The sequence below is a fragment of the Micromonospora sp. LOL_013 genome (genome assembly GCF_048060315.1).
Lineage (GTDB): Bacteria > Actinomycetota > Actinomycetes > Mycobacteriales > Micromonosporaceae > Micromonospora_E.
The window spans coordinates 46,957-68,125 of record NZ_JBHMIQ010000002.1 but is presented as its reverse complement, the minus strand read 5'-3'; the positions used below and the strand labels follow the sequence as shown (position 1 = coordinate 68,125).

Here is a 21,169-nt window from a genome sequence, read left to right as displayed (position 1 = left end):
CCCATTCAGTTGATGTTGACTTGACTGCCCTTGATGTCCAACTGTCCACTGGACTTGACCGCGAGCGCGGACTTCGCCTCGACCTTGACGTCGGCCGTGGAGGTGATCTCGACGCCGGCACCGGCCAGCCGCAGCCGCCCGCCGGCGGAGATCACCACGTCCGCGTCCGCGGTGACGGTGATCTGGTTGTCCTTCGTACTGATCACGATGCTGTTCCTGCCGCTGCCGTCGACGATCTCGATCCGCTCGTCCTGCTTGGTGTCGATCAGCCGGATCACGTGCTTGCTGCGGGAGACCATCACCCGTACGTCGTTGCGGCCGTCGGCGTTGGTGACCGGTGGGGTGTCCTTGCCGTTCCACAACGCACCGACGACGTAGGGGACCTCCGGATTGCCGTGTTCGAAGGCGACCAGCACCTCGTCGCCGACCTCCGGTAGGAAGTAGCAGCCACGGCCGGGGCCGGCCATCGGCGAGGCCACCCGCGCCCAGTCGGTCTCGACATCGTCGGCCAGCCAGGGCAGCGCCACCTTGACCCGGGCCAGACCGTCCGGGTCGTTGTTGTTGGTGACGATGCCGATGACCACCCCGTGGTACCGCCCGTCCGGGTGGGCCGGCTCGCCACCCGCCAACTGGTGGTAGACGTCCGTCACGCCGCGTTCCTCCGTACTTCGAAGCTGGACCGGTAGCCGGCCGCTGCGGTCACCGAGTGTTCGACGGAGACGACGTAGTACTCACCGCCGAAGGTCTCACCCGCTCCCTCGATCCGCACCACCTCGCCGGCGTGCAGGCGAGGCTGCCCGCCGCACTCGGCCTCGCCGGTGATGTAGCTCAACGCCAGGTCGTTGAACTGTCCCCGGGCAAGCTGGTCGGCACGGTCCTGGTTCGGCACCGGCAGGTCCGCCCTGGTCGATCTGGTTCGGCCGAAGACCCGGCCGACCTCGCGGGGTCCGGTGACAGCACCCATCGCCGTGGACTCGGATCCGGAGCCGAACGTGGCGACGACGGCCTTCTTGGCGGCCACGTCCCAGCCCCGTACGGAGTGTTCGGCAGCCTGGCCCATGGTCCGCAGCCGGGGGGTGAACTGGGAGATGTCGTCGCCGACGCGCAGCTTCGCCGCCGGCACCCGGCCGTGCTGCGGCGGCCGGAAGGACAGCACCTTGTCCCGTACGTGAATCTCGTACCCGAGAAGCCCCGCCCGCCGCTGCAGGAACTCCAGATCGGTCTGGTTGTTCTGCAGTACGTAGTCGAGGTCGGTGCGGGTGTCGGGTACGTCGGCGCGCAGACCCGCTTCCTTGGCCAACTGCCGAGCGATGGTGCTGTCCCTGGTGCGGGTGAAGGTCCTGGTCCGCTGCCGGCGGGCCAACCGGTGTCGCAGGTCGTAGCCGCGGATGGTCAGCGTCGGCGGCCGGCCTTCCGCGAACGACGGCTCCAGGCTGGTGATCTCCCCGGTGATCGCCAGGTGCAGGTCCTTCACGTACCCGAGCGAGATCCGCACCTCGGTGCCGACCGCGAACAGCGTGGAGTCCGACCAGGTGACCGCGAGCCGCTCCGCGTCCCAGTTCTTCAACGTGACGGAGAACATGCTCAGCGCGTTCAGGTCCTCCAGCACGGTCACCGACTCCACGTCCTTGTGGGCGTTCGGCGGCAGGCGCCGGCCACCACACCGGATCTCGAAGTCCGGCCCCGACTCGGCGGTTTCCATCGTCTGACCCTCCGCTCAGCTCAGCCGCGGTATGGTCAGGACCGTGCCGGGACGCAGGTCACGGGGGTTGACGATGCCGTTGGCCGAGGCGATGTGCCGCCACAGCCGCGGATCCCGGTACTCGGCGGCGGCGATGCTGTGCAGCGTGTCGTTGCGCCGCACCACCCACGTCTTGTGCACGTCGGAGGAGTGCAGCTCACGCTCCTTGAGCTGGGCGTCGGTGAGCGACTCCACGAAGCTGCAGGAAACCGTCGCCCGCACCGGCGTGCCGTCGGGCAGGAACATGGTGAACCGTTCGCTGATCTGGGTGAGCACGCCGGTGAAGATGTCGGCGAAGGCCCCCCAGGACAGGGTGCACAGCGGTGGCCGGTGCAGTTCCTTGTCGAACTCGGCCAGCCGGGCCACCCGGCTGGTCAGCGCGGTGACGTCGGTCGCGTCGCCGGTCTGGAACGGATTGGGAGGCGTCACCAGCGAGGTGGCCCGGGCCCACATGGACGCCTCCGCCCTCGACTCGTAGGTGTCGAAGAACAGCTCGAGCGACAACGTCGCGGGCTGCATGGCCGCGAACTCCTGCTGCAACCCGCTCCACGTCCAGGCGCTGCCCTTGCCTGCGCTCTCGTGCGCGTGCCAGTTGACCGACCGCGACCGGATGATCTCGTGCGGATTGAACAGCGCCTCGATCGGGCCGTTGCGATCGAAGTCCGTGCCGTCGTGGGCGATGGTCAGTTTCTGCAACCCACCACCGCCCGGGCCGAACCCGAGCGCGGCGTTGGCCAGACCCGCCTTGTTGAGACTCACCGCCGCACCCCCCGACGCTCGGCCTCGACCGACAGTCGGCGCATGATCCGGCCGTGTACCTGCTCGGTGACCTGCCCGACGTCGACCTGCGGGGCCGGCTGAACGGGCGGCTGCGGCACACCCCGGTCGGCCCGGGGCGGCACGGACCCTGAACTGCCGGGCAGGGTGCCGGCGCCGTCGCGCGAGCCGAATCCACGGCCGCCATGGCCGGTCGCACCGTACCCGGGGCCACCGGAAGCCGCTGGCACCGGGCCCGCGACGGCCGGGTGGTACGGCACGCCGGCCGCCGACGGTACGCCGACGGCGCCGGGTACCGACCGGACCTGCGGGCCGGCCGCCGACGGTGCGGCCAGCGGAAGCTGCGGCGCCGGTCGGGCCGCCGGCTGCCGCGCGGTGACCACCTGGGCCGGCGGTACGGCGGGCGGGCGCTGCCCGACGGCGGACGGCACACCGGCGGCGGGCCGACTGGCGTGATCTGCCGTCGGTGGGGTGCGGAAGGTCAGGTGGGATCCGCTGGCCATCCGGCCAGGGACGCCGATCAGCCCGGTCCAGTCGGCGGAGCCGGCCACCGTCGGACCCGCGGCAGTGGGAGTCCACGACCCGGCGGCGGCACCGGGAGCACCCGTCGGCACCGCCGGCCTGGTGGGCGACGGCCTGGTGGACGACGGGCCAACGGACGCCGGCGCTTCGGCCGGGCGGGCCGGCAGTGGCGCGGAACCCTGATCGGTGGGTGCGGCCACCTTGCGTTGAATGGTCAGCGGTCGGCCGGCACCCGGCCGGGGCGTCACCGGCGGCACGGCCGGGCCGGCGATCCCGGGACCGGTGGCGGTCCACACCGGGCTCAGCTCGGCGGCCGGGCGGGCCGGACGCGCCGACACCACCGGGCCGGACGAGGCGGCCGGCGATCCGCCGGCCGGGTCGGCCGCCGGGCGGCGGGCCGCCGCGACCGGCCCGGGGTGCGCCGGGGCAGGTGGCCCGGCGTTCGCCGGGGCGGCGGGCGGGCTGGTCGGCAGAGCACCGACCGGGGCAGGGCTTCCGGCGGACGGTCGCGGTACCGGTTGCGCGTACACGATGGGTGTCGTCGGCCCGGCGTGCTGCTGGGTGGCCAGGTTGACGTAGCGCGAAGCGACCTCGGCCAGCGGCAGACCCGCCGGCATGGTGTGGTGGCGGGTGAGCGCGGACCGGGCCTGGCCCAGGTCGATCAGGCCGGGTCGCCGGGCCGGCCGGGACAGCCGGTGGACCAGCGCCGGGTCGAAGGTCGTGTCGTCGTCGTTCATCCGAGGCTCCCGGTCAGCCGACCATGCCGGCCACGCCGTGCGCCAGCGCGGCGGCCTGGCCCAGCAGCGGCTTGGTCAGACCCTCGTGCACCAGCTCCAGCGACTCGAAGCCGACGTCGTCGCCACTCGCGCTGAACGTCGGGCCGGTCCAGCGCACCGGCAACGCGTTGCGGAAGTTCCACCACATCACCGGGATCTGCCGGCGGTCGAGCAGCACGATCGTGCCGCTGCGGCGTTGGATGACGCCCCGGGTGGTGTTGTCGTACCAGCCCCACAGACCGCTGAGCGGGCTCAGCCCCTGCCGCAGCACCAGGTGCGCGGGAGTGGCCGCGCCGGGCAGCTGGTGAACGAAGCTGTTGACCCCGCCCTCCCGGTAGGACTCCATTTCGATCTGGCTCTCCAGGCCGCTGACCTCGTTGAACCCGGCCAGCAGCAGGCCCTCGATCTCCACCGCGAAGTTGAAGGTCTGGAACGGGTCCGGCAGCCGCAGGCCGGTCCAGTTGCCCACGGCGGCAGGTGCCCAGCTGAGCCCGAGCGGAATCCCGGTCGACATCATCTCCGTGCCCCTCCCTGTTCGTTGAGTCGCTCGTTGATCCGCGCGACCTCCGCGACCCAGCGCTGCCGTTCCCGGTGGTCCAGCTGCATGATCTCGTGATAGGGCCAGTGAAAGTGATAGGCCAGGTACGCTACTTCCTCGTGCAGCCGGTCCGGGGAGTAGCGCGTCATCCCCCCAGGCTGGGCGGCTCCACTTCGAACGATCCGCTGCAGTGTGGGCAGTCGACCTGCAGCCGGGCGTGCCCGTTGAGGTTGATCCGCTGGTAGAAGTCCTGCAGGTAGGCGAGATCGGCGGAGTAGAGGTTCTCGACCACGTTGGTGTTGATGTACTCCAGCCCGCCCAGCCGGGTGATCACCCGGGCCAGCAGGATGATCACCAGGTAGCCCGGGTTCGACCGTACCCGGGGATCCTTGATCGGCTCGATCTCGTCGAGCGCGGTGGCCATCCGCATGGTTCCCTCGCGGTGCACCGTGCCGTCCGGCGCGACCAGCCCGTGCGGCAGGGTGAACGGGAACTCGGTACGGCGGGCCTCGGCGACGCCGGTCAGCTCCACTGGTCGACCTCGATGCGTTCACAGGCGAGGATGAGCTGCTCCACGGCGATCTCGTCGCTGGTAGCGCTGAGGCTGGGCCCGCTCCACGACCTGGGCCAGCAGTCGAACAGGTTCCAGGTCACCTTCGGGTTGCCCTGCTGGTCGAGCAGGGTGATCGACACGTTGTGCCGTTCCACGGTGCCCTTCATCACCTTCTGCCGCCACTCCCACAGCTTGCTGTCGCTGGTGAGGCCACGGCTGAGCGTGATGTCACCGTAACTGTTCAGCCCGGGGATCTTGCGTGGCGCCAGGTTTCGGTCCGTACCCTCCCGGTACTCGGCGGCGTTCTGGCTGGTCTCCAGCCCGGAAGCCTCCCGGAATCCGGCCCGGGTAATGCCGTCGAGCTCCACCGCGAAGTTGTACCCGAAGTAGGGGTCGAGTCTGTCCACAACCGCACCTCACTGTCTGTCCGCACCGAACTTGTTGTCCGCACCGGTCACGCCACGCCGACCGTCACCCCGCTCGCGCCGTGGATAACGCGGACGGTGACGAACTCGGCTGGCGCGGTCGGTGCCACTCCGATGTGTGTCACTACCACCCCGGCCTCGATGACCGCAGGTGGGTTCGTCTCGTGGTCGCACTTGACGTAGAACGCCTCGGCGGGCGTGCGGCCCTGCAGGGCACCGCGCTGGAACAGCCCGTCAAGGTACGCGGTGAGTTCCCGCATGATCCGCACCCACAGCCGGACGTCGTTCGGCTCGTGGACCAGACCGGTCATGAACCGTTCGATCCACCGGCCGATCGTGCTCACCAGGCGACGGGCGGTCACGTCCCGCCAGGCGGGGTCGGCACCGAGGGTACGCGCGCCCCAGACCCGTACGCCCCGGCCGGGCAACGCCCGCAGACAGTTGACCCGCTGCCCGTACAACGTGCCGACCTCTGCCGCGGTGAGCTGCACCTGCAGGTCGACGACGCCCTCGACCACGGTGTTGGCCGGCGCCTTGTGGACGCCGACCCGCTGGTCGGCGGTGGAGTACACGCCGGCGACATGACCGGACGGGGGCAGGTGACGCAGCCGTCCGTCGGCACCGGACGCGCCAAGCCAGGGGTAGTACAGCGCACCGAACGCACCGTCCGGCGCGGTCAACGCCGCGCACTGCTCGGCGACCTTCGTCGGATCGACGGCCGGGACGCCGTCGAGCAGCGCGAACCGGTCACCGCGCTGCCGGCAGTGCCGCAGCATCGCCTGCTGCGCCTTGACGACCGGGTCGATATCCTTGTCGACCGGCCACGGTGCTGCGGTGACGATGTCGGGGGCGCAGACCAGGTCGACGTCGTCCAGGTCGTCCAACATCGCCAGCCCCGCCTGCACCGCCTCGACGGACGACAGCGCCCTGGGCAGTCGGACCACGTGACACAGCGTCCCGCCGTTGTCGAAGAACCCGCGGACCGCGTCGGCCAGGAAACCTTCCGGGGCGTCACCGGAGGTCGCAGTGCCGAAGATCGCCTCGAACTGCGGCCACAGGGTCAGCCGCTGCGGGGTGTACGGGCCGGCGGCGGCCCGACCGAGGAAGGCGGGCACCCCGGTGAGCTGGGTCGGTGGTGGCGGCGGGAACACATCCTGCCGGTGCACACCGGGTGTCAGCTGCTGGGTCACGGTCTCGTCCGGCCGTCCACTACTGGACCCCGCCGGCCCACTGGCTGATCCGGAACACCACGAACTCGGCCGGACGCACCATCGCCACCCCGATCTCGACCACCAGCTGGCCGGCGTCGCGGACCGCGGCCGGGTTGACGGTCTCGTCACAGCGTACGTAGAACGCCTGCTCCGGGGTGTTGCCCAGCAACGCACCGGAGGCCCACACCGTGGTCAGGAAGGCGCCGACGTTGCGCCGGATCTTCGACCACAGCTCCGGCGCGTTCGGCTCGAAGACCACCCACTGGGTGCCCTCGTCGATGGACTCGCGCAGGAAGTTGAACAGCCGCCGGGAGGAGATGTAGCGCCACTCGGCCTGCTCCTTGCCGGCGAGGGTACGGGCACCCCAGATCGTGATGTTGCCGCCGAACTTGCGGATCACGTTGATGTCGTCCGGGTTGAGCCCAGCCTGCTGCTGCTTGCTGACCAGCGCCTCGACGCCCAGCGCGCCCCGGATCACCTCGTTGGCCGGTGCCTTGTGCACGCCGCGCTCGGCGTCCACCCGGGCGTACACCCCGGCGATGTGCCCGCTCGGCGGCTGGTACACCTTGTTGCCGTCGGCGTCGGTGGCGCCCACGTCGATCCACGGGTAGTAGATCGCGCCGTAGCTGCTGTCCCGGACGTCGCCCTGGATCGCTGCCTTGGTCAACGTGGTGGTCTGCCGACCGTCGAGGATCGCGAACCGGTCCTGCAGATACTGGTTCTCGCAGTGGTCGAGCAGCGCGGTCTGCACCGCGTCGCTCACCGCGCCGGGAATCGCGACCAGGGCGATCTCGTCGATCGCAGCGAACGTCGCCAACGCGTCGATCAGGTCGCTGTCCGGGGATCCGGTGGCGGCATCGTCGTCAGCGTCGTCGGCGGCGGCGGCGACCCGGGTGATCCAGCAGCGGCCGCCACCGTTGTTGAAGAAGCCGTACACGGCGTGGGCGAGGGTGTGGTTGCCGGGTTGGATGTCGCCGAAGAGGTTCTTGAACGTCTCCCAGCCGTCGACCAGCTGGGCCTCGCCGGCCGGCGCCACCACGTGGAAGTCCGCCGGTACGGGTTCGCCTTCCGCCGTCACGCCGGCGCGACCGGGCAGCAGCGGCATCGTGACGTCGTCGGTGACGACGCCGACGAAGCCGGCGGTGCTGGTTCCCACACCGGCGATCGGCTTGATCGCCGAGGGGACCTCCTCGACGTACACGCCCGGCGCTAGATACTGCGGCATCTGTGGGTACTCCCCCTCGTCAGGACTCGTGGCCCACGCCCTGGCCGACCCGGACGACCGTCCCGGTCACCTCGGGCCCGACCGGCGTGGATTCGAACACGTCGACGCTGAGCGTGACGCTGTAGTGCAGAACCGCCTTGGGCCGACCGCCCATGGCCTGCCAGAACTCGCCGATGCCCTGCAGTTGGCTCTCGGCGGTGACCATCGCGCGCAATGGCGGCTGCTGGCCGGCCAGGTCGCCCCGCAGGTAGTCGGCGGGAATCTCCCGGTGGCGCAGTAGCACCCGCAGTACGTCGCCGAGCAATCGGTGCTCGTCCTGCGCCGGATTGGGCGCGCTGTCGTTGGGCCACGCGGTGACCAGATAGGAGCAGTCGACCCGGGCCGGCACCCGCCGGCGGGTGATCATCCCGGACTCCTGCCGGGTGTTCTCCCACTGGTTGGTCCGCAGCTCGTGGTTCTCCCGGACGTCGTAGAGGAAGAACGCGATCGCGGGCAGGGTGACGCCCGACGGCGGGAACTGGTCGTCCGGCGTAGCGAAGCTGACGGTGATACCGGGCAACGCCAGTTCGCCCTGCACGAGAGCGGCGAGTGACGCGTCCAGATCATGAAACACAGCCCTGTCCCGCCCCCAATTGCGTCCTTCGCGCCGGTCGACAGGTTTACCGGACGGGCGTCCCACGGGCGTCTGCGCCGGCGTCTACCGAACCGCCTTGGATGATCCTGGCCGACGAGGCAAGAGGCCTTGACCTGGCAATCCGCACGCTATTGTGATGTGCACCACATGCACTTCAGGCCGTCCCGACCGCCACAGTCACGAGATGAACAGCCCTCTGAAGATCTCTCCTGCCTTGGTGACCTCCCCCGGCGCGTACCCCTGTCTGGCCCGCAGGCTGTCGCGGACCCGGACCGCCATGTCCGCCCACTCGTTGGGCTGGTACGTGTGCGAGTAGGCGTGCCCCTCGGTCTGGGCGAACCGCCGGTTCTCGACGACCACACCGGTCCCCCGCTTGGCACCCCGACCGACGCGAGGAGTGACCAGCTCGACAGCGTTCGCACCACTGTTGGCGGAGGTGTCGAAGACTTTGTCACCCGTTCCAGCGAGGACCTCCTGGACCCACATGCCGCACATCAAGTCCAGGGCGACACCGGCCAACGGCTCCTGCATGTTTGGAAAGACTGGTTGCACATATCCGCGCCCGGCACGCCGCAGCAGTTCGTCGACGAGCTCGTCGTTGCCAAAGAGCCCTTCAAGCTCGGGATGCGAATGGACAATCTGATCTCTGACCGTGGAAAGTCTCGTCTTGTAGAAGAAGATGCCGGCATGGTTCTTGTGCAACCTGGCCCAATGGGGCACTTTACCGATGATCAAGTAGTTGATGATGAGGGCGAACAGTCCACGCGCCTCGGCGAGCGCCGCGTCGCTGTAGTCTTCATCGATGTTGTCTCGAATCCATTGAACGATATCACCAGCCCGGGTGTTGGCCAGACCCAGGGCAACCTTGGAATGCCTCACCTTGCTCTGCGCCGTCCCGGGGGCCGTCGGCTGCGCACTCCGGTCGGCGAATTCGTCGCCGACCTGGGTGATCGACAGGCCGTAGGTCGCCTGCACGTGCGCGTGCGCACCCGTCAGTGTGCCCGCCGGGGCGGTGGATCCGTTCGGGTATCCGACGAAGTTCACGCCGGCCGGGTTCGCGGTCATGCCGGGGAGACCGTCCAGCGGCACGTTCGTGTTCGGCGTAAGCGCCCGGTTCTCGATGTGCGTCGCCACCCGCACGAGCCGGTTCATGACGCCGCGTACCGTGCTCTCGGAATCCTTGAACTCATCCATCGGTCCAGTCACGAGCTCAAGGATCGGAGCCGGCTGGCCGGCGCCACGAAGCGCATCCGGCACGACGGTAGCGTCCAGGCCCGCGGAATGGTCGACATGCGCCTCGAAACGCCTGCCGCGAGCAACCGCTGTGGCGTTCGCCACGGGCCGGCTCTCCACCCCGCCCTGCCGGCTGAACAACGGCACATGATGGAGCTCCAACTCGAACCCGAACTTGCGCTGCGCGACAGCCGGCCCCGCCGTGGGCGTCGCCCCGGTGGCGCACGGCCCGGCAGCTCCCTGCTGGACGGTGTGCGTCAACTCGTGCCCCAGCAGCGCATCACCCCGCGCGCTGCCCGGCCGGTACTCGCTGCGGCGCACGAACACGTCGGCGCCGACGGTGAAGGCCCGCGACCCGAGCGAATCGTTCAGCCGGTCCGACTCGGCACCGACGTGCACCCGGACCCCACTGAAGTCCGCCCCCGACACCCGCTCCATCCGCTCCCGCACACCGCCCGGCACCGCCCGCCCACCGCTGCCCCGGGCCCGGTCCACCGCCCGCGCGAGGTCAGCACTCGCCGCGCCACCGGTCGGCGCGGGCACCCGACGGATCGCCTCCGGGGCACGCTGCACGGACGACCCGAACGCCAGCTGGGAGATCCGGTCCGCCTCCCGCTCGTACGGGTCGTCCACCGGCCCGACGTTCAGTTTCGTCTGGAGGATCGCCCGCGCACCGCGATTGCCGTACCGCCGCTGCAACGTGTCGCGAGGCAGGGCGGCTCGACGCGGAGCCGGCGCGGACCCGGATGCCGCTACCGGGGTCCGGTGGGCCACACCGCTGTCGTGCTGTGCCGATTGCACGTCGAAACCTCCACAGTCTCGTCAGGAGCGCCGATCAGCGGCGACCTGCCCGTTCACCGAGTCGGCGCCGAATTCCCCCGCCGACAGGATCTTGCCCATTTTTTGATACTCACGTCTGGTCGCGTGAAGCAGATGTGCCATGGTCACCTTGCCACCGTCGGCGGCGGCGAGGAAGGCGCCGGCGAGGGCGATGTTGCGGATGTTCCCGCCGGGCAGATCGACCTGCCGCGCCAACAGGTCGAGATCGACCGCCGGGTCCAGCGGTGCCTGCTCGGGCCAGACCTGCGCCCAGATGCGGCGGCGGTCCGCCTCATCGGGGACCGGGAAGTCGATGGTGGCGTGCAGCCGGCGGGTGAACGCGTCGTCGAGGTTCTTCCGCAGGTTCGTCGCCAGGATCACCACTCCCTCGTGCTGCTCCATCCGCTGCAGCAGGTAGCTGACCTCCAGGTTGGCGTACCGGTCGTGCGCGTCGCGGACCTGGGAACGCTTACCGAACATCGCGTCGGCCTCGTCGAAGAAGAGCACCGCGTTGCTGGTGGCGGCCTCGGCGAAGATCCGGGACAGGTTCTTCTCGGTCTCGCCGATGTACTTGCTCACCACCGTCGACAGGTCGATCCGGTACAGATCCAGGCCGAGTTCGTGGGCCAGCACGTCGGCGGCCATCGTCTTGCCGGTGCCGGACGGACCTGCGAACAGCACCGCCAGGCCGCGCCCGTTGGCCAGCTTGCGCTCGAACTCCCAGGACTCGTAGACCAGCGACCGGTAGCGGAGCTGGTTGGCAATCTCCCACAACTGTTCCATCCGGTCGGCGGGCAGCACGATGTCCGACCAGCCGTAGTGCGGCGTGATCCGCTGCGCCAGGTCGGCTAGCTTGCGGTTTGACTGCAGGCGGCACGCCGCGTACAGGTCGTCCTGGGTGATCCCGGGAGCCTCGGGTGTCCGGGCGTACGCCAGGTTGTGAGCGGTCGCCGCGGCGTCGCGGATCTGGCCACCGGTGAGCCGGAACTTGCCGGCGACGGCGGCCAGGTCCAGCGTGCCCTGGTCCGCCTCGGCGAGCGCGCCGCCCCAGATGCGCAGCCGCTCGGGGTAGCCGGGCGAGGGAAACTCCAGCCGGGCGAAGGTCAGGCCCGCCGGCAGGTCGGCCAACTCCCACGAGGTGTCACCGGCCAGAAACGCCGGAGCAGGGTACGCCGCCAGGGCGGACAGCAGCAGCGACAACCGCGGTCGGGCCTGCTCGACGAGCAGGGAGTCGACGTCCGCCCAGCACATCACCGCGCCCTGCAGCCGGGCCTCCCGCTCGACCAGGCCGACCAGCGTGGCGAACTCGTCGAACGGGCGGTCGGCCAGCAGATCGGCCGACACCACCAGCAACGGCGCGTACCAGTGGCGCGCGCACGCCGCCGCGACGCTGCGCCGGCCGACACCGTAGTCCCCCTGGCAGTAGACCACCAGGTCGTCGCCGGCGTGCTCGCTCAGCCTGGCCAGTGTCTTCCCGAACTCCGCCGGGAAGTGCAGATCATCGAGGGTCAGGGTCGGTGCGACGATCCGGGCGTACGGCTGAAGCTGCTCGGCGAGGTCGTCGTCTTCCAGCAGGAACCCGACGACCCGTGGGTCCAACCGGAGGTTGTTACCCAGCAGTGAGTGCACCGGTGCGGTCGGGTCCTCTGTCGACGTGACGAGCCGATGCCGGAGCAACGGTGCCGACGGCGCGAACCGGGCTCGCGCGGCCATCCGCGACTGACGGTCCGCGCACAACATCGTGAGAACGAGATCGACCGTCGGCAGCCGGCGGGTCAGATCGTCGTGCAGGTAGCCGTACAGCCGCTCGTAGCTCCGGTCGATCTCGGGCGCGAGGCAGGCCACGATCACTTCGACGTCGAACGGGGCGAGGTCGAACATTCCGGCCAGCGTGACCAGCCGCAGACCCACACCGCCCCGCAGGCTCTGTGCCACCCGCTCGCCGATCTCGTGGGACAACTTGTCCAGCTCGGCGGCGGTCCTCGGGTCGTCGTCGCCCGGCGGCGCCCAGTCGGGTACACCGTCCAGCAACGCGTCGGCTTCGGCCTCGGAGACATAGAAGGTGGAGAGCTCGCCGCCGGGCCGGGGCCGAGCCTTCCGGACCCGCCTGACCTGCCTACCCAGCACCAGGTCGAGCCGGGAGAGTTCGGCCAGCAGGTGTTCCGTCGAGTTGGCGTACCCCGCACCGTCCATGGATCCCAGCACCTCGTCCCGGTTGTCCCCGACCGGTACATCATTGCCGCCGGAAGCGGCCGGCGCGATCGTGGATACGCCGACAGTCAGCACCGGTCGGCCGCTCCCCGGTCGGATGTCCGCCGCCCGGTCCGCCCGGATCTGCTGGTAGAGGACCGTGGTGTCCACCGACGGGCGCACCCCGAACTCCTGGTCCACCACCGACGTACACAGCTCGTACTGCCGGAGCGCGGCGATCCGGTCGCCGGCGGCGTAGTGCAGCCGCATCAGCTGCCGGTGGGTCCGCTCGCGCGCCGCGTCGTGGCGCAGCACGGTCTGGCCGAGGCCCACGCCCTTGGCGTAGAGACCACGGGCCTCGCAGTAGCCCATGAGCTGTTCCTGCATCGACAGGTAGGTGTCGCGTAGCCGGTCCCGTTCGGAACCACACCAGTCGTGGTACCAGGTGGCGAGGAGGTCTCCACGGTAGAGATCCAGCGCGTGCTCGACCGCATGCGCCTGGTCGTCGGAGAGCGCTTCGCCGGGCACGTCGCGGACCGCCGCGTAGCTCTCCTCGAACGCGTCCACGTCCAGCCAACAGGACGCCTCCGGGTTGATCCGCACCCAGCCGGGGTCGATGACGACGAGTTCGCTCGCCGGGCGCTGGTCGTTCGGCTGGTCCTGCATGCTCGTGTTGAGCCGCCACAGTGCCTGGCGCAGGTACTTGCGGGCAACGCCGGGCTCGGCCCCCGGCCACAGCAGTTCCGAGATGGATTCGCGGGCGTGTGTCCGGTTCCGATGAATGAGCAGGTAGCCGAACAGCTCGAGCGCCTTGCCCGGCGGCGCACTGAGCGGTTGGCCACGCCGGAGGATCGAGACATCGTCAAAGAGTCTCACCTGCACGACGTGTCTCCTTCGTACCGCGACGGCCCGGCCGGCCACCGCCCGCGCGGGCACCGAGCGGCGCTCGCCGTCAGGTTGCCGCACGTCGTCCCCGGGGCACCGTAGCAATCAGGACATACGGGCGCTACGCTACTCCACGATGGTCTGACTGGTCACCACTTCTGTCGTCGACTGGCCACTCGGCCACGACACCCGGGTCGTCGATCGGCCCCGACAGAATGCCTCCGCATCGACGTGACGGGTGGTCCTTCCGGCCCTTGGATCCGCGGTGACGAAGAGATGCGGACTGTCCCGGCACCCGCAGGCCGGCGGTCAACGCGCCCGTCGCCCCATCTGACTCACCAGCGCCTGGGTACGCCCCACCAGATCCGCGAGCTCCCGCCAGCTCGGCGCCGGCATGATGTCCGTTCCGAGTTGCGTGCCCAACTCCAGTCCGGCGAACCGGACCAGCGCGTCGAACCTGCCGGCGATGTCGGCAGCTGCCGTGTCCCCGACACCCATCTGTGCGACGGGATCCGTCCGTGCGCCCCGCCCCGGTCCTGCCCTTGTCGACCCGCCGCAAGCTGGGGCCGATGGCCAACCGTCGAGGAACATCCGTGCGTCCGCGTCCGGCAGCGTGGCGAGCCGCCGGTCGGGCAACCGCAGCGTCTCCCCCCGCGTCCGCCATCAGCATCCAACCGGCGGCGGTATCGGCCACCAACAGCGGCGGCACCGCGTCGGGCCGGCGGGCGGCGATGCCATTGAGCCCCACCGCCAGGCGACACCGGTTTCTGTTCCAGCGTGATCCCCCAGGGGGATTCTTATCCCGCAACGGGATCACGATGAAAACGTGTCGCCGCCCCAGAGACGGCGTCCGGTAGCCGACAGGAGCCTGGCCTCGACACCGTCCCCGACGACCGCTGCCGCCGAACCAGGATGAACCATCCCAATGCGGCGAAGACGACGAGCAGCGCCACCGCGAACAGGGCCGTTCCGAGCCAATGCGGCACCGGGACAAGAAACGGGACTTGCTGGATGAGCAGACCCGCGCCGAGCGACGCTTGGCACCCACCGTTGCGGACCGGCAGAGACCGCTGACTCATCGTCGGTCGAACGAAGCGAAGCCGGGACAGGGGTGATCGACGCGTCACGGCGGTGTGGACACCGAGAACGATCAGAAGGAGGCCGCAGAAAGTCAGCACCAGGCGGGCAGCCACCAACAGGGGATCGGCGTCACTCAGGCTCATGCGGCAATCAATCAGCTGGATGTCAAGGCCGCAAGTCGATCTGGCCCCACCGAGGTCCGGACGGGCTGGCCCTCGACGACGCTCCGTCGCTGGTCGGGATGGGTGGGCGCGGCAGGTTTCGAACCTGCGACCCCTCGCTTGTAAGGCGAGTGCTCTCCCACTGAGCTACGCGCCCGGGCATCACAAGAACTGCCGGCCCGGCGGCGGCCAGTTTACCCTGCCGTCTCCGGCGCGGCGCGACCGAGTTCCCGGCGGTCGGCGACCGTACGGCCGGCAAGCGGACTGCCCCGGCCCGCGGGGCCCGCCGGACGGTAGCGGGTCCCGCAGGGTCGGACGCTGGTCAATCGGCCCGGAGGCTGGTCAGTTGTCCGTGACGCGGGTCAGTTGGCCAGGTCGGCCAGCGCCTTGCGCCACACGGCCTGGTCACGGGCCTGACCCGGCCCGTTCATCTCGGCGAAGCGGACCACGCCGGTCATGTCGATCAGGAACGTGCCCCGGTTGGCGATCCCGGCGGCGTCGTTGAACACCCCGTACGCCTGGGCGACCGCGCCGTGCGGCCAGAAGTCGGCGAGCAGCGGGAACTGGAAACCTTCCTGCTCCGCCCAGATCTTGTGGGTGTAGACGGAGTCCACGCTGACGGTGAGCGTCTGCACGTCGTCGTTGACGTAGGCGTCGATGTTGTCCCGGACCTCCAGCAGCTCGCCCTGGCAGGTGCCGGTGAACGCGAGCGGGTAGAAGATCAGCAGGACCGCCTGCCGACCCCGGAAGTCGGCCAGCCGCATCTCCTGGTTGTTCTGGTTCTTGAGGGTGAAATCCGGTGCCGGCGTGCCGACCTCGACGGGCATGTGCGCTCCTTCACTCACTTCTTGGCCTTGGCCCCACGGCGCAGTACCAGCCGTGCGGCACTCCAGTCCTTGCCGGCGTTGACCATGGAAGTCTGTTGCAGTCCGGCGCTGGGCGCGGACTCGCTGATGTCACTCGGCTCGACGTGGCCGTCACGCCCGGCCTTGGGCGTCAGCAGCCACACCACCCCGTTGTCGGCCAGCGGGCCGAGCGAGTCGACGAGCAACTCGAACAGGTCTCCGTCACCGTCGCGGTACCACAGCAGCACCGCGTCGACGACCTCGTCGGTGTCCTCGTCAACCAACTCGCCGCAGCGGTCGGTCAGGGCGTCGCGGAGATCCTGGTCGACGTCGTCGTCGTAACCCATCTCCATGACCACCATGCCCGGCTCGATGCCGAACCGGTCCGCCAGGCTCCGTACGCCGTCGGCGGCCTGACCAGCGGTCGCGCTCACTGTTACTTGCCTCCTCGTCTTGAGCTGCCGGTATCCGTCGGACACCGATAGCGGGTAGTTCACACAGTTGTGCCGCCCGGCGCAAGTGGCGCACCGAGTTCACCGGAATTTACCGTGCCAGCAGCGCTCGGGCACCCTGGGTGATGGCATCTTCGCCGACCAGCACCTGGTTGGCGACCGGGCCGAGGGGGACGTAGGTGTCCAATGCCGCTATCCGGGCAGCGGCTCCGACGTACCCGGCTTCGACCAGCGCTGCCAGCACCCCCTCACCGACCCCGCCGGAGCGGCGGGTCTCGTCGACCACCAGCACCCGGCCGGTCGCCGTCGCCTCGCGGATAATGTCGGCCACCGGCAGCGGCATGAGCCAGCGCAGGTCGACGACCCGGCAGCCGGCCCCTTCGGCGGCCAGCCGGGCCGCGACTCGCAACGACATCCGTACGCCGTTGCCGAAGGTGATCACCGTCAGGTCCTCGCCGCTGCCGACGGAGTAGCTGCGGGCCCGGCCGACCGGGATGTGCCGGGCGCCCCACTCCCCTGGCGGGGTGTACGGCGCCAGCCACAGTCCGTCATCCGGACTGTGCAGGTCACGGGTGTCGTAGAGGGCGACGGGCTCCAGGAAGACGCACACACTGCCGTCGACCGCCGCGCTGGCCAGGCAGGACCGCAGCAGCCCGGCGGCGTCGTCGGCCCGGGCCGGCACGGCCAGCACCAGGCCGGGGATGTCGCGCAGCACCGCAAGCGAGTTGTCGTTGTAGAGATGTCCGCCGAGGCTCTCCTGGTAGGCCAGACCGGGCACCCGCAGCACCATCGGGTTGCGGTAGCCGCCCCGGGAGAGGAACTGCAGCGCGGCGGCCTCACCGCGCAGCTGGTCCTCGGCGCTGTGCAGGTGGCTCAGGTACTGGATCTCCGGTACCGGCAACTGACCGGCCAGCCCGGCGCCGAGTCCAATGCCGAGGATCGTGGTGCCGTCGCCGGTGGTGTCGAAGACGCGGTGGACGCCGAACCGATCCTGCAGCCCGGCGGTGACGCCGTACACGCCGCCCTTGACGGCGACGTCCGCACCGAACACGGTCATCGCCGGGTACGCCAGTAAACCGTCGGCGAGCGCTGCGGTGATCGTCTGGGCCAGGGTCATTGGCCCGCGTTCCTCCGGCAGCCGGGTGCCGAGGGTGGTGGCGCGGGTGGTGGCCGCCGCTCCGGCCGCGCGGGCACCGGTGTCGGCGACCACCCGGGCGACCCGGATCGGCCGGCGCGGGGCGAGAGTGGCCACGACCTGTCCGGCGGTGTCGAGCTTGGCCTCCCCGATGACCTCCTCGGCGACCTTGCGCACCTGCCAGCCGACTTCGTCGTACCGGGAAATGATCTCGTCGGGGCTGGCCAGGCCGGCGGCGACCAGCAACCGCGCGCTGCCGACCAGCGGGTCTCGGGCGACGTCGCGGTCGATCTCCTCGGCCGACCGGTACGCCGATTCGACGTCGACGCCACTGTGCCCCATCAGCCGGACGGTGGACAGGTGCAGCACCGCCGGCCGGCGGTGCTCGCGGACCCAGGCGGCAGCCTCGGCGGCGACGTCGTAGGTGGCCGCCAGGTCGCACCCGTCGGCGGCGAAGTACCGCAGTCCTGGTCGGCAGCGCAGCGTCTCGGCGACCCAGCCGTCCGGCGACCGTACGCTGCCGCCCAGTCCGTTGTCCTCGCAGACGAACAGCACCGGCGTGGACAGCCCCGCGTGGTCGGCCCAGCCGGCGGTGTTGAACGCCGACGTGGCGGCGGCGTGGTTAACTGCCGCGTCGCCGAAGCTGCAGACCACGATGGCGTCGTCCGGCCAGGGCAGCCGGGGTTCCAGGTACGGCCGGCCGACTGCGGCTGACCGGGCCAGCCCTGGTTGACGTTGCCGGACGGTCGGCACCATCCGGCGCATCTGGTCGATGCCGAGCGCGGTCCCGACCGCCCGGGGCAGGTGCCCGCCGGCGGTGCCGGCGGTGGGCACGACGTTGATCGCGGTGTTGCCGAACACCTTGCCCCGGCCGCCGGTGGTCGGGTCGGAGGCGGAGGCGACGGCGCCGCGCAACACGTCCCAGGCGGCGTCGGTGACCGGGTCGGTGCCGGGTGCGCAAGCGTCGGTGCCGGCCACGGGGTCGGCCGCGTCGGAGCGAAGGCCCGGCTCGACGCCGGGCTCGTGGCCGGCGGCGAGGCCGGCCTGGGCGAGCCGGGCGCAGTAGAAGCCACCGGACCGGTAGTGCAGTAGCGCCGGGTCGGTCACCCGGACGGCAGCGGCCAGCGCCGCGTTGCCCTCGTGGCCGGACGAGCCGAGCGTGTAGAAACCTTCTCCGAAGCTGCGCAGCCAGCGTTTGGCCAGGTCGAGATGGCGGCTGGTGAGTTGGGCGTCGAACAGCGCCAGCGCGGACTGCCCGGTGAGCAGGGTGCCGTCGCGTACCGGTTGTTCGGGTGCCCGTCGGTCCGGCGCGGTGTCCATCGCGGCGACCGCGGTGCGGAACCGTTCGTCGAGGTCCTGCGGGGTGGTCACGTCGGACAGCATTACCGACGCCCGCCAGGCGCGGCCACCGGGCGGCGGACGGGCCGCCACTGGGCCGGGTCGGGGCAGACTGCAGCGCCGCTGGTGGCCGGGGAGGTCATGGTCGCGATGCTACGCGGCAGCCCGGCAAACGGCAGCGCAGCCGCGCCGCCAGGCGCGGCTTGGACACGGCAGCGCAGCCGCGCCGCCAGGGGGGTCACTTGCGGGCGGCGGATAGCATAAGGTTCAGTACGTTCTGAACGTTCGTAACAACCGTTGATCGTCACAGCCGTTGATCGTCACAGCCGTTGATCGTCAAACGCTTCGAGGCGCAGCGTCGACAACCCGAGTCAAGGAGGCGAGGTCCGATGGCTGACCCGGCCATCCGTACCGAGCAGTTGATCAAGACCTACGGCCGTAACCGCGGCCTTACCGGTCTCGACCTACAGGTCGAGACCGCCGAGGTGTACGGGTTCCTCGGCCCCAACGGGGCCGGCAAGTCCACCACCATCCGGCTGCTGCTGGATCTGATCCGCCCGACCAGCGGCACCGTGCGGGTGCTGGGGCTCGACCCGCACGCCGACGGTGTCCCGCTCCGCCGACGGATCGGCTACCTGGCCGGCGACTTCATCGTGGACGGCCGGCAGACCGGCCACGAACTCCTCACCTACCTGGGTAACCTGCGCGGCGGCGTGCCGAAGGCCCGGATCGCAGAGCTGGCCGACCGGCTCGACCTCGACCTCGGTCGGCGGATCAAAGGGTTGTCCAAGGGCAACCGGCAGAAGGTCGGCGTCGTGCAGGCCTTCATGCACTCCCCCGAGCTGCTCATCCTCGACGAGCCGACCAGCGGTCTGGACCCCTTCCTCCAGCAGGAGTTCGTCGCGATGGTCCGTGAGGCTAAGGCCGCCGGGCAGACCGTCTTCATGTCATCGCACGTGATGAGCGAGGTGCAGCAGACCGCCGACCGGGTCGGCATCATCCGCGACGGCCGGCTGATCACCGTCGAACGGGTCGAGGACCTACGGGAACGAGCGGTACGCCGGATCGAGATCGTCTTCGACGCACCGGCGCCGGTCGACGAGTTCGCGATGGTTCCCGGGCTCAGCGACGTCGTGGTGCGCGACAACCGGCTCAGTTGCCGGCTCGACGGGCGAGCCGATCCGCTGATCAAGGCGGCGAGCCGGCACACCGTCGTCAGTTTCCTGGCCGAGGAGCCCGACCTGGAGGACCTCTTTTTCACCTACTACGAGCGGACGGAGACCGACGGTGTTGCTGCGTAACCCGTTCACCAAAGCGCTGCGCGACAACCGCCGGTCCATGCTGGGCTGGGCGGTGTCGATCGCAGCGGTCGGCACCATGTACGCCGCGTTCTGGCCGACCATGCAGACACCGGAGATGGCGGATGCGCTGGCCGCGTATCCGGAAGGGATGCTGGAGGTACTCAACTTCGACGACGTCACCAGCCCTGCCGGCTATCTCGGCAGCGCCGTCTACGGGCTGCTCATCCCCCTGCTCGTTGCAGTGTTCGGGATCGCCGCCGGGGCCCGGGCGATCGCCGGTGACGAGGAGGCCGGGTCGCTGGACCTGCTGCTCGCCCACCCGGTCAGCCGGGCGCGGGCCGCGCTCCAGCGGTTCGCCGCGCTGGTGGTCGGACTGGTGCTCACCGGGGCGCTGCTGTGGCTGGCGCTGGTGGCGATCCGTGGTCCGGCCGAGTTCACCGCCGTCGGGGTCGCTGCGCTGGCCGCGATGACCCTGCATCTGGTGCTGTTCGGCACCGCGTTCGCCGCCCTGGCGTACGGCGTGGGGGCCGCTACCGGCAGCCGGGCGACGGCGCTCGGCGGCGGCGCGGCGGTCGCCGTGCTCGGCTACCTCGCCAACGCCGTCCTGCCCCAGGTCGACGCGTTGGCGTGGGCCCGCCACGTCTCCCCGTTCCACTGGTACCTCGCCGGCGATCCGCTGGTGAACGGGGTGCAGGTCGGCGGCGTACTGCTGCTCGCCGGCTTCGCCGCGGTCTGCGTCGCAGTCGGCACCTGGCGCTTCACCCGCCGCGACATCGCCGTGTGAGGATTCCGCCGGCTGGCCGGTCGGGTGGATGCGGCACCTGCCGTGCCCACCCGGCCGGACCGACCCGGCTGCCACACTGGCAGGCATGGACTCCGACGTGATCTCCATCCGGACCGGCTCCCGGCCCGTGGTGCGCGACATCACCGCCGAGGCGGGGCGGTTCGTCGCCGGACGCGGCGACGGGCTGCTGCACGTGTTCGTACCGCACGCCACCGCCGGCATCGCGATCATCGAGACCGGTGCTGGCTCCGACGACGATCTGCTCACCGCCCTGGACCAGCTGCTGCCCACCGACGACCGCTGGCAGCACCGGCACGGCTCGCCCGGGCACGGCCGGGACCATGTGCTGCCGGCGTTCGTCGCCCCGTACGCGACGTTGCCGGTGCTCGACGGCCGGCTCGCTCTCGGCACCTGGCAGTCGGTCTGTCTGGTCGACCCGAACGGGGACAACGCCGACCGCAAGGTCCGGTTCTCCTTCCTCGCCGGCTGACCCGCGCTGCCCGGAGCCGGTCGAAGTTACCGTCTGGTACCTGTGTCCCAGATC

At 70.3% G+C, this 21,169-nt stretch carries 20 protein-coding genes and 1 tRNA gene; 3 read left to right on the top strand and 18 right to left on the bottom strand.

Annotation, left to right across the window (positions count from 1 at the left end):
- Positions 1 to 5: 5 nt before the first annotated feature.
- From ACFHWS_RS02150 to ACFHWS_RS02065, 18 genes are all read right to left on the bottom strand, one after another.
- The gene (locus tag ACFHWS_RS02150) at positions 6 to 650 is read right to left on the bottom strand and encodes a phage baseplate assembly protein V (protein ID WP_416556330.1); all 645 of its coding nucleotides are present in this window, start codon (positions 648 to 650) and stop codon (positions 6 to 8) included.
- Positions 647 to 1,702: a phage late control D family protein gene (locus tag ACFHWS_RS02145; protein WP_416567525.1), complete on the bottom strand. Its 1,056-nt coding sequence runs from the start codon at positions 1,700 to 1,702 to the stop codon at positions 647 to 649. The genes ACFHWS_RS02150 and ACFHWS_RS02145 overlap by 4 nt, the downstream gene beginning before the upstream one ends.
- A gap of 15 nt (positions 1,703 to 1,717) precedes the next feature.
- Positions 1,718 to 2,500 (bottom strand): LysM peptidoglycan-binding domain-containing protein, encoded by a 783-nt coding sequence (locus ACFHWS_RS02140; RefSeq protein WP_416556328.1) that lies wholly within the window; start codon positions 2,498 to 2,500, stop codon positions 1,718 to 1,720.
- On the bottom strand, positions 2,497 to 3,777 hold the full coding sequence (locus tag ACFHWS_RS02135; RefSeq protein ID WP_416567524.1) for a hypothetical protein: 1,281 nt from the start codon (positions 3,775 to 3,777) through the stop codon (positions 2,497 to 2,499). The genes ACFHWS_RS02140 and ACFHWS_RS02135 overlap by 4 nt, the downstream gene beginning before the upstream one ends.
- Before the next feature lie 13 nt (positions 3,778 to 3,790).
- Entirely contained in the window at positions 3,791 to 4,333 is a 543-nt protein-coding gene (locus tag ACFHWS_RS02130) for a phage tail protein (RefSeq protein ID WP_416556326.1), read from the bottom strand.
- The gene (locus ACFHWS_RS02125; RefSeq protein WP_199757663.1) at positions 4,330 to 4,503 is read right to left on the bottom strand and encodes a DUF6760 family protein; all 174 of its coding nucleotides are present in this window, start codon (positions 4,501 to 4,503) and stop codon (positions 4,330 to 4,332) included. Before ACFHWS_RS02125 ends, ACFHWS_RS02130 begins: the two co-directional genes overlap by 4 nt.
- Positions 4,500 to 4,886 carry a hypothetical protein gene (locus tag ACFHWS_RS02120; protein ID WP_199757664.1) on the bottom strand — a complete coding sequence of 129 codons (387 nt, stop codon included), beginning with the start codon at positions 4,884 to 4,886 and terminating at the stop codon, positions 4,500 to 4,502. Before ACFHWS_RS02120 ends, ACFHWS_RS02125 begins: the two co-directional genes overlap by 4 nt.
- Positions 4,877 to 5,314 carry a phage tail protein gene (locus ACFHWS_RS02115; RefSeq protein ID WP_416567523.1) on the bottom strand — a complete coding sequence of 146 codons (438 nt, stop codon included), beginning with the start codon at positions 5,312 to 5,314 and terminating at the stop codon, positions 4,877 to 4,879. The genes ACFHWS_RS02120 and ACFHWS_RS02115 overlap by 10 nt, the downstream gene beginning before the upstream one ends.
- A gap of 47 nt (positions 5,315 to 5,361) precedes the next feature.
- Positions 5,362 to 6,522, bottom strand: a complete 1,161-nt coding sequence (locus tag ACFHWS_RS02110) for a phage tail sheath family protein (RefSeq protein ID WP_416556324.1) — start codon at positions 6,520 to 6,522, stop codon at positions 5,362 to 5,364.
- A 19-nt stretch (positions 6,523 to 6,541) separates the two neighbouring features.
- On the bottom strand, positions 6,542 to 7,768 hold the full coding sequence (locus tag ACFHWS_RS02105; protein ID WP_416556323.1) for a phage tail sheath family protein: 1,227 nt from the start codon (positions 7,766 to 7,768) through the stop codon (positions 6,542 to 6,544).
- A gap of 19 nt (positions 7,769 to 7,787) precedes the next feature.
- Positions 7,788 to 8,381 (bottom strand): DUF4255 domain-containing protein, encoded by a 594-nt coding sequence (locus tag ACFHWS_RS02100; RefSeq protein WP_416556322.1) that lies wholly within the window; start codon positions 8,379 to 8,381, stop codon positions 7,788 to 7,790.
- Positions 8,382 to 8,579: 198 nt separating this feature from the next.
- Entirely contained in the window at positions 8,580 to 10,268 is a 1,689-nt protein-coding gene (locus ACFHWS_RS02095) for a DUF4157 domain-containing protein (RefSeq protein WP_416556321.1), read from the bottom strand.
- Between the two features lie 189 nt (positions 10,269 to 10,457).
- Entirely contained in the window at positions 10,458 to 13,526 is a 3,069-nt protein-coding gene (locus ACFHWS_RS02090; protein ID WP_416567522.1) for an AAA family ATPase, read from the bottom strand.
- A gap of 312 nt (positions 13,527 to 13,838) precedes the next feature.
- Positions 13,839 to 14,027: a hypothetical protein gene (locus ACFHWS_RS02085; RefSeq protein ID WP_416556319.1), complete on the bottom strand. Its 189-nt coding sequence runs from the start codon at positions 14,025 to 14,027 to the stop codon at positions 13,839 to 13,841.
- 828 nt (positions 14,028 to 14,855) lie between these two features.
- Positions 14,856 to 14,927: transfer RNA gene (locus tag ACFHWS_RS02080), tRNA-Val, on the bottom strand.
- Between the two features lie 205 nt (positions 14,928 to 15,132).
- The gene (locus ACFHWS_RS02075; RefSeq protein WP_416567521.1) at positions 15,133 to 15,597 is read right to left on the bottom strand and encodes a peroxiredoxin; all 465 of its coding nucleotides are present in this window, start codon (positions 15,595 to 15,597) and stop codon (positions 15,133 to 15,135) included.
- A 14-nt stretch (positions 15,598 to 15,611) separates the two neighbouring features.
- On the bottom strand, positions 15,612 to 16,049 hold the full coding sequence (locus ACFHWS_RS02070) for a DUF3052 domain-containing protein (RefSeq protein ID WP_123602854.1): 438 nt from the start codon (positions 16,047 to 16,049) through the stop codon (positions 15,612 to 15,614).
- A gap of 109 nt (positions 16,050 to 16,158) precedes the next feature.
- Complete coding sequence (locus ACFHWS_RS02065) at positions 16,159 to 18,522, bottom strand: transketolase C-terminal domain-containing protein (protein ID WP_416556357.1); 2,364 nt, start codon at positions 18,520 to 18,522, stop codon at positions 16,159 to 16,161.
- A gap of 407 nt (positions 18,523 to 18,929) precedes the next feature.
- Between ACFHWS_RS02065 and ACFHWS_RS02060 the strand changes: the two genes are divergently transcribed.
- The 3 genes from ACFHWS_RS02060 to ACFHWS_RS02050 all read left to right on the top strand — a co-directional run bounded on the left by ACFHWS_RS02060 (position 18,930) and on the right by ACFHWS_RS02050 (position 21,115).
- The gene (locus ACFHWS_RS02060) at positions 18,930 to 19,841 is read left to right on the top strand and encodes an ATP-binding cassette domain-containing protein (RefSeq protein ID WP_416556317.1); all 912 of its coding nucleotides are present in this window, start codon (positions 18,930 to 18,932) and stop codon (positions 19,839 to 19,841) included.
- The gene (locus tag ACFHWS_RS02055) at positions 19,828 to 20,625 is read left to right on the top strand and encodes an ABC transporter permease subunit (RefSeq protein WP_416556316.1); all 798 of its coding nucleotides are present in this window, start codon (positions 19,828 to 19,830) and stop codon (positions 20,623 to 20,625) included. Before ACFHWS_RS02060 ends, ACFHWS_RS02055 begins: the two co-directional genes overlap by 14 nt.
- 85 nt (positions 20,626 to 20,710) lie before the next feature.
- Entirely contained in the window at positions 20,711 to 21,115 is a 405-nt protein-coding gene (locus ACFHWS_RS02050) for a YjbQ family protein (RefSeq protein ID WP_199757666.1), read from the top strand.
- Positions 21,116 to 21,169: the final 54 nt, after the last annotated feature.

Coding starts and splice junctions, on each gene's coding strand:
- ACFHWS_RS02145 (WP_416567525.1), bottom strand. CDS start 1,702: ATGGAAACCGCCGAGTCGGGGCCGGACTTCGAGATCCGGTGTGGTGGC.
- ACFHWS_RS02135 (WP_416567524.1), bottom strand. CDS start 3,777: ATGAACGACGACGACACGACCTTCGACCCGGCGCTGGTCCACCGGCTG.
- ACFHWS_RS02130 (WP_416556326.1), bottom strand. CDS start 4,333: ATGATGTCGACCGGGATTCCGCTCGGGCTCAGCTGGGCACCTGCCGCC.
- ACFHWS_RS02125 (WP_199757663.1), bottom strand. CDS start 4,503: ATGACGCGCTACTCCCCGGACCGGCTGCACGAGGAAGTAGCGTACCTG.
- ACFHWS_RS02105 (WP_416556323.1), bottom strand. CDS start 7,768: ATGCCGCAGTATCTAGCGCCGGGCGTGTACGTCGAGGAGGTCCCCTCG.
- ACFHWS_RS02085 (WP_416556319.1), bottom strand. CDS start 14,027: ATGGGTGTCGGGGACACGGCAGCTGCCGACATCGCCGGCAGGTTCGAC.
- ACFHWS_RS02075 (WP_416567521.1), bottom strand. CDS start 15,597: ATGCCCGTCGAGGTCGGCACGCCGGCACCGGATTTCACCCTCAAGAAC.
- ACFHWS_RS02065 (WP_416556357.1), bottom strand. CDS start 18,522: ATGGACACCGCGCCGGACCGACGGGCACCCGAACAACCGGTACGCGAC.
- ACFHWS_RS02060 (WP_416556317.1), top strand. CDS start 18,930: ATGGCTGACCCGGCCATCCGTACCGAGCAGTTGATCAAGACCTACGGC.
- ACFHWS_RS02050 (WP_199757666.1), top strand. CDS start 20,711: ATGGACTCCGACGTGATCTCCATCCGGACCGGCTCCCGGCCCGTGGTG.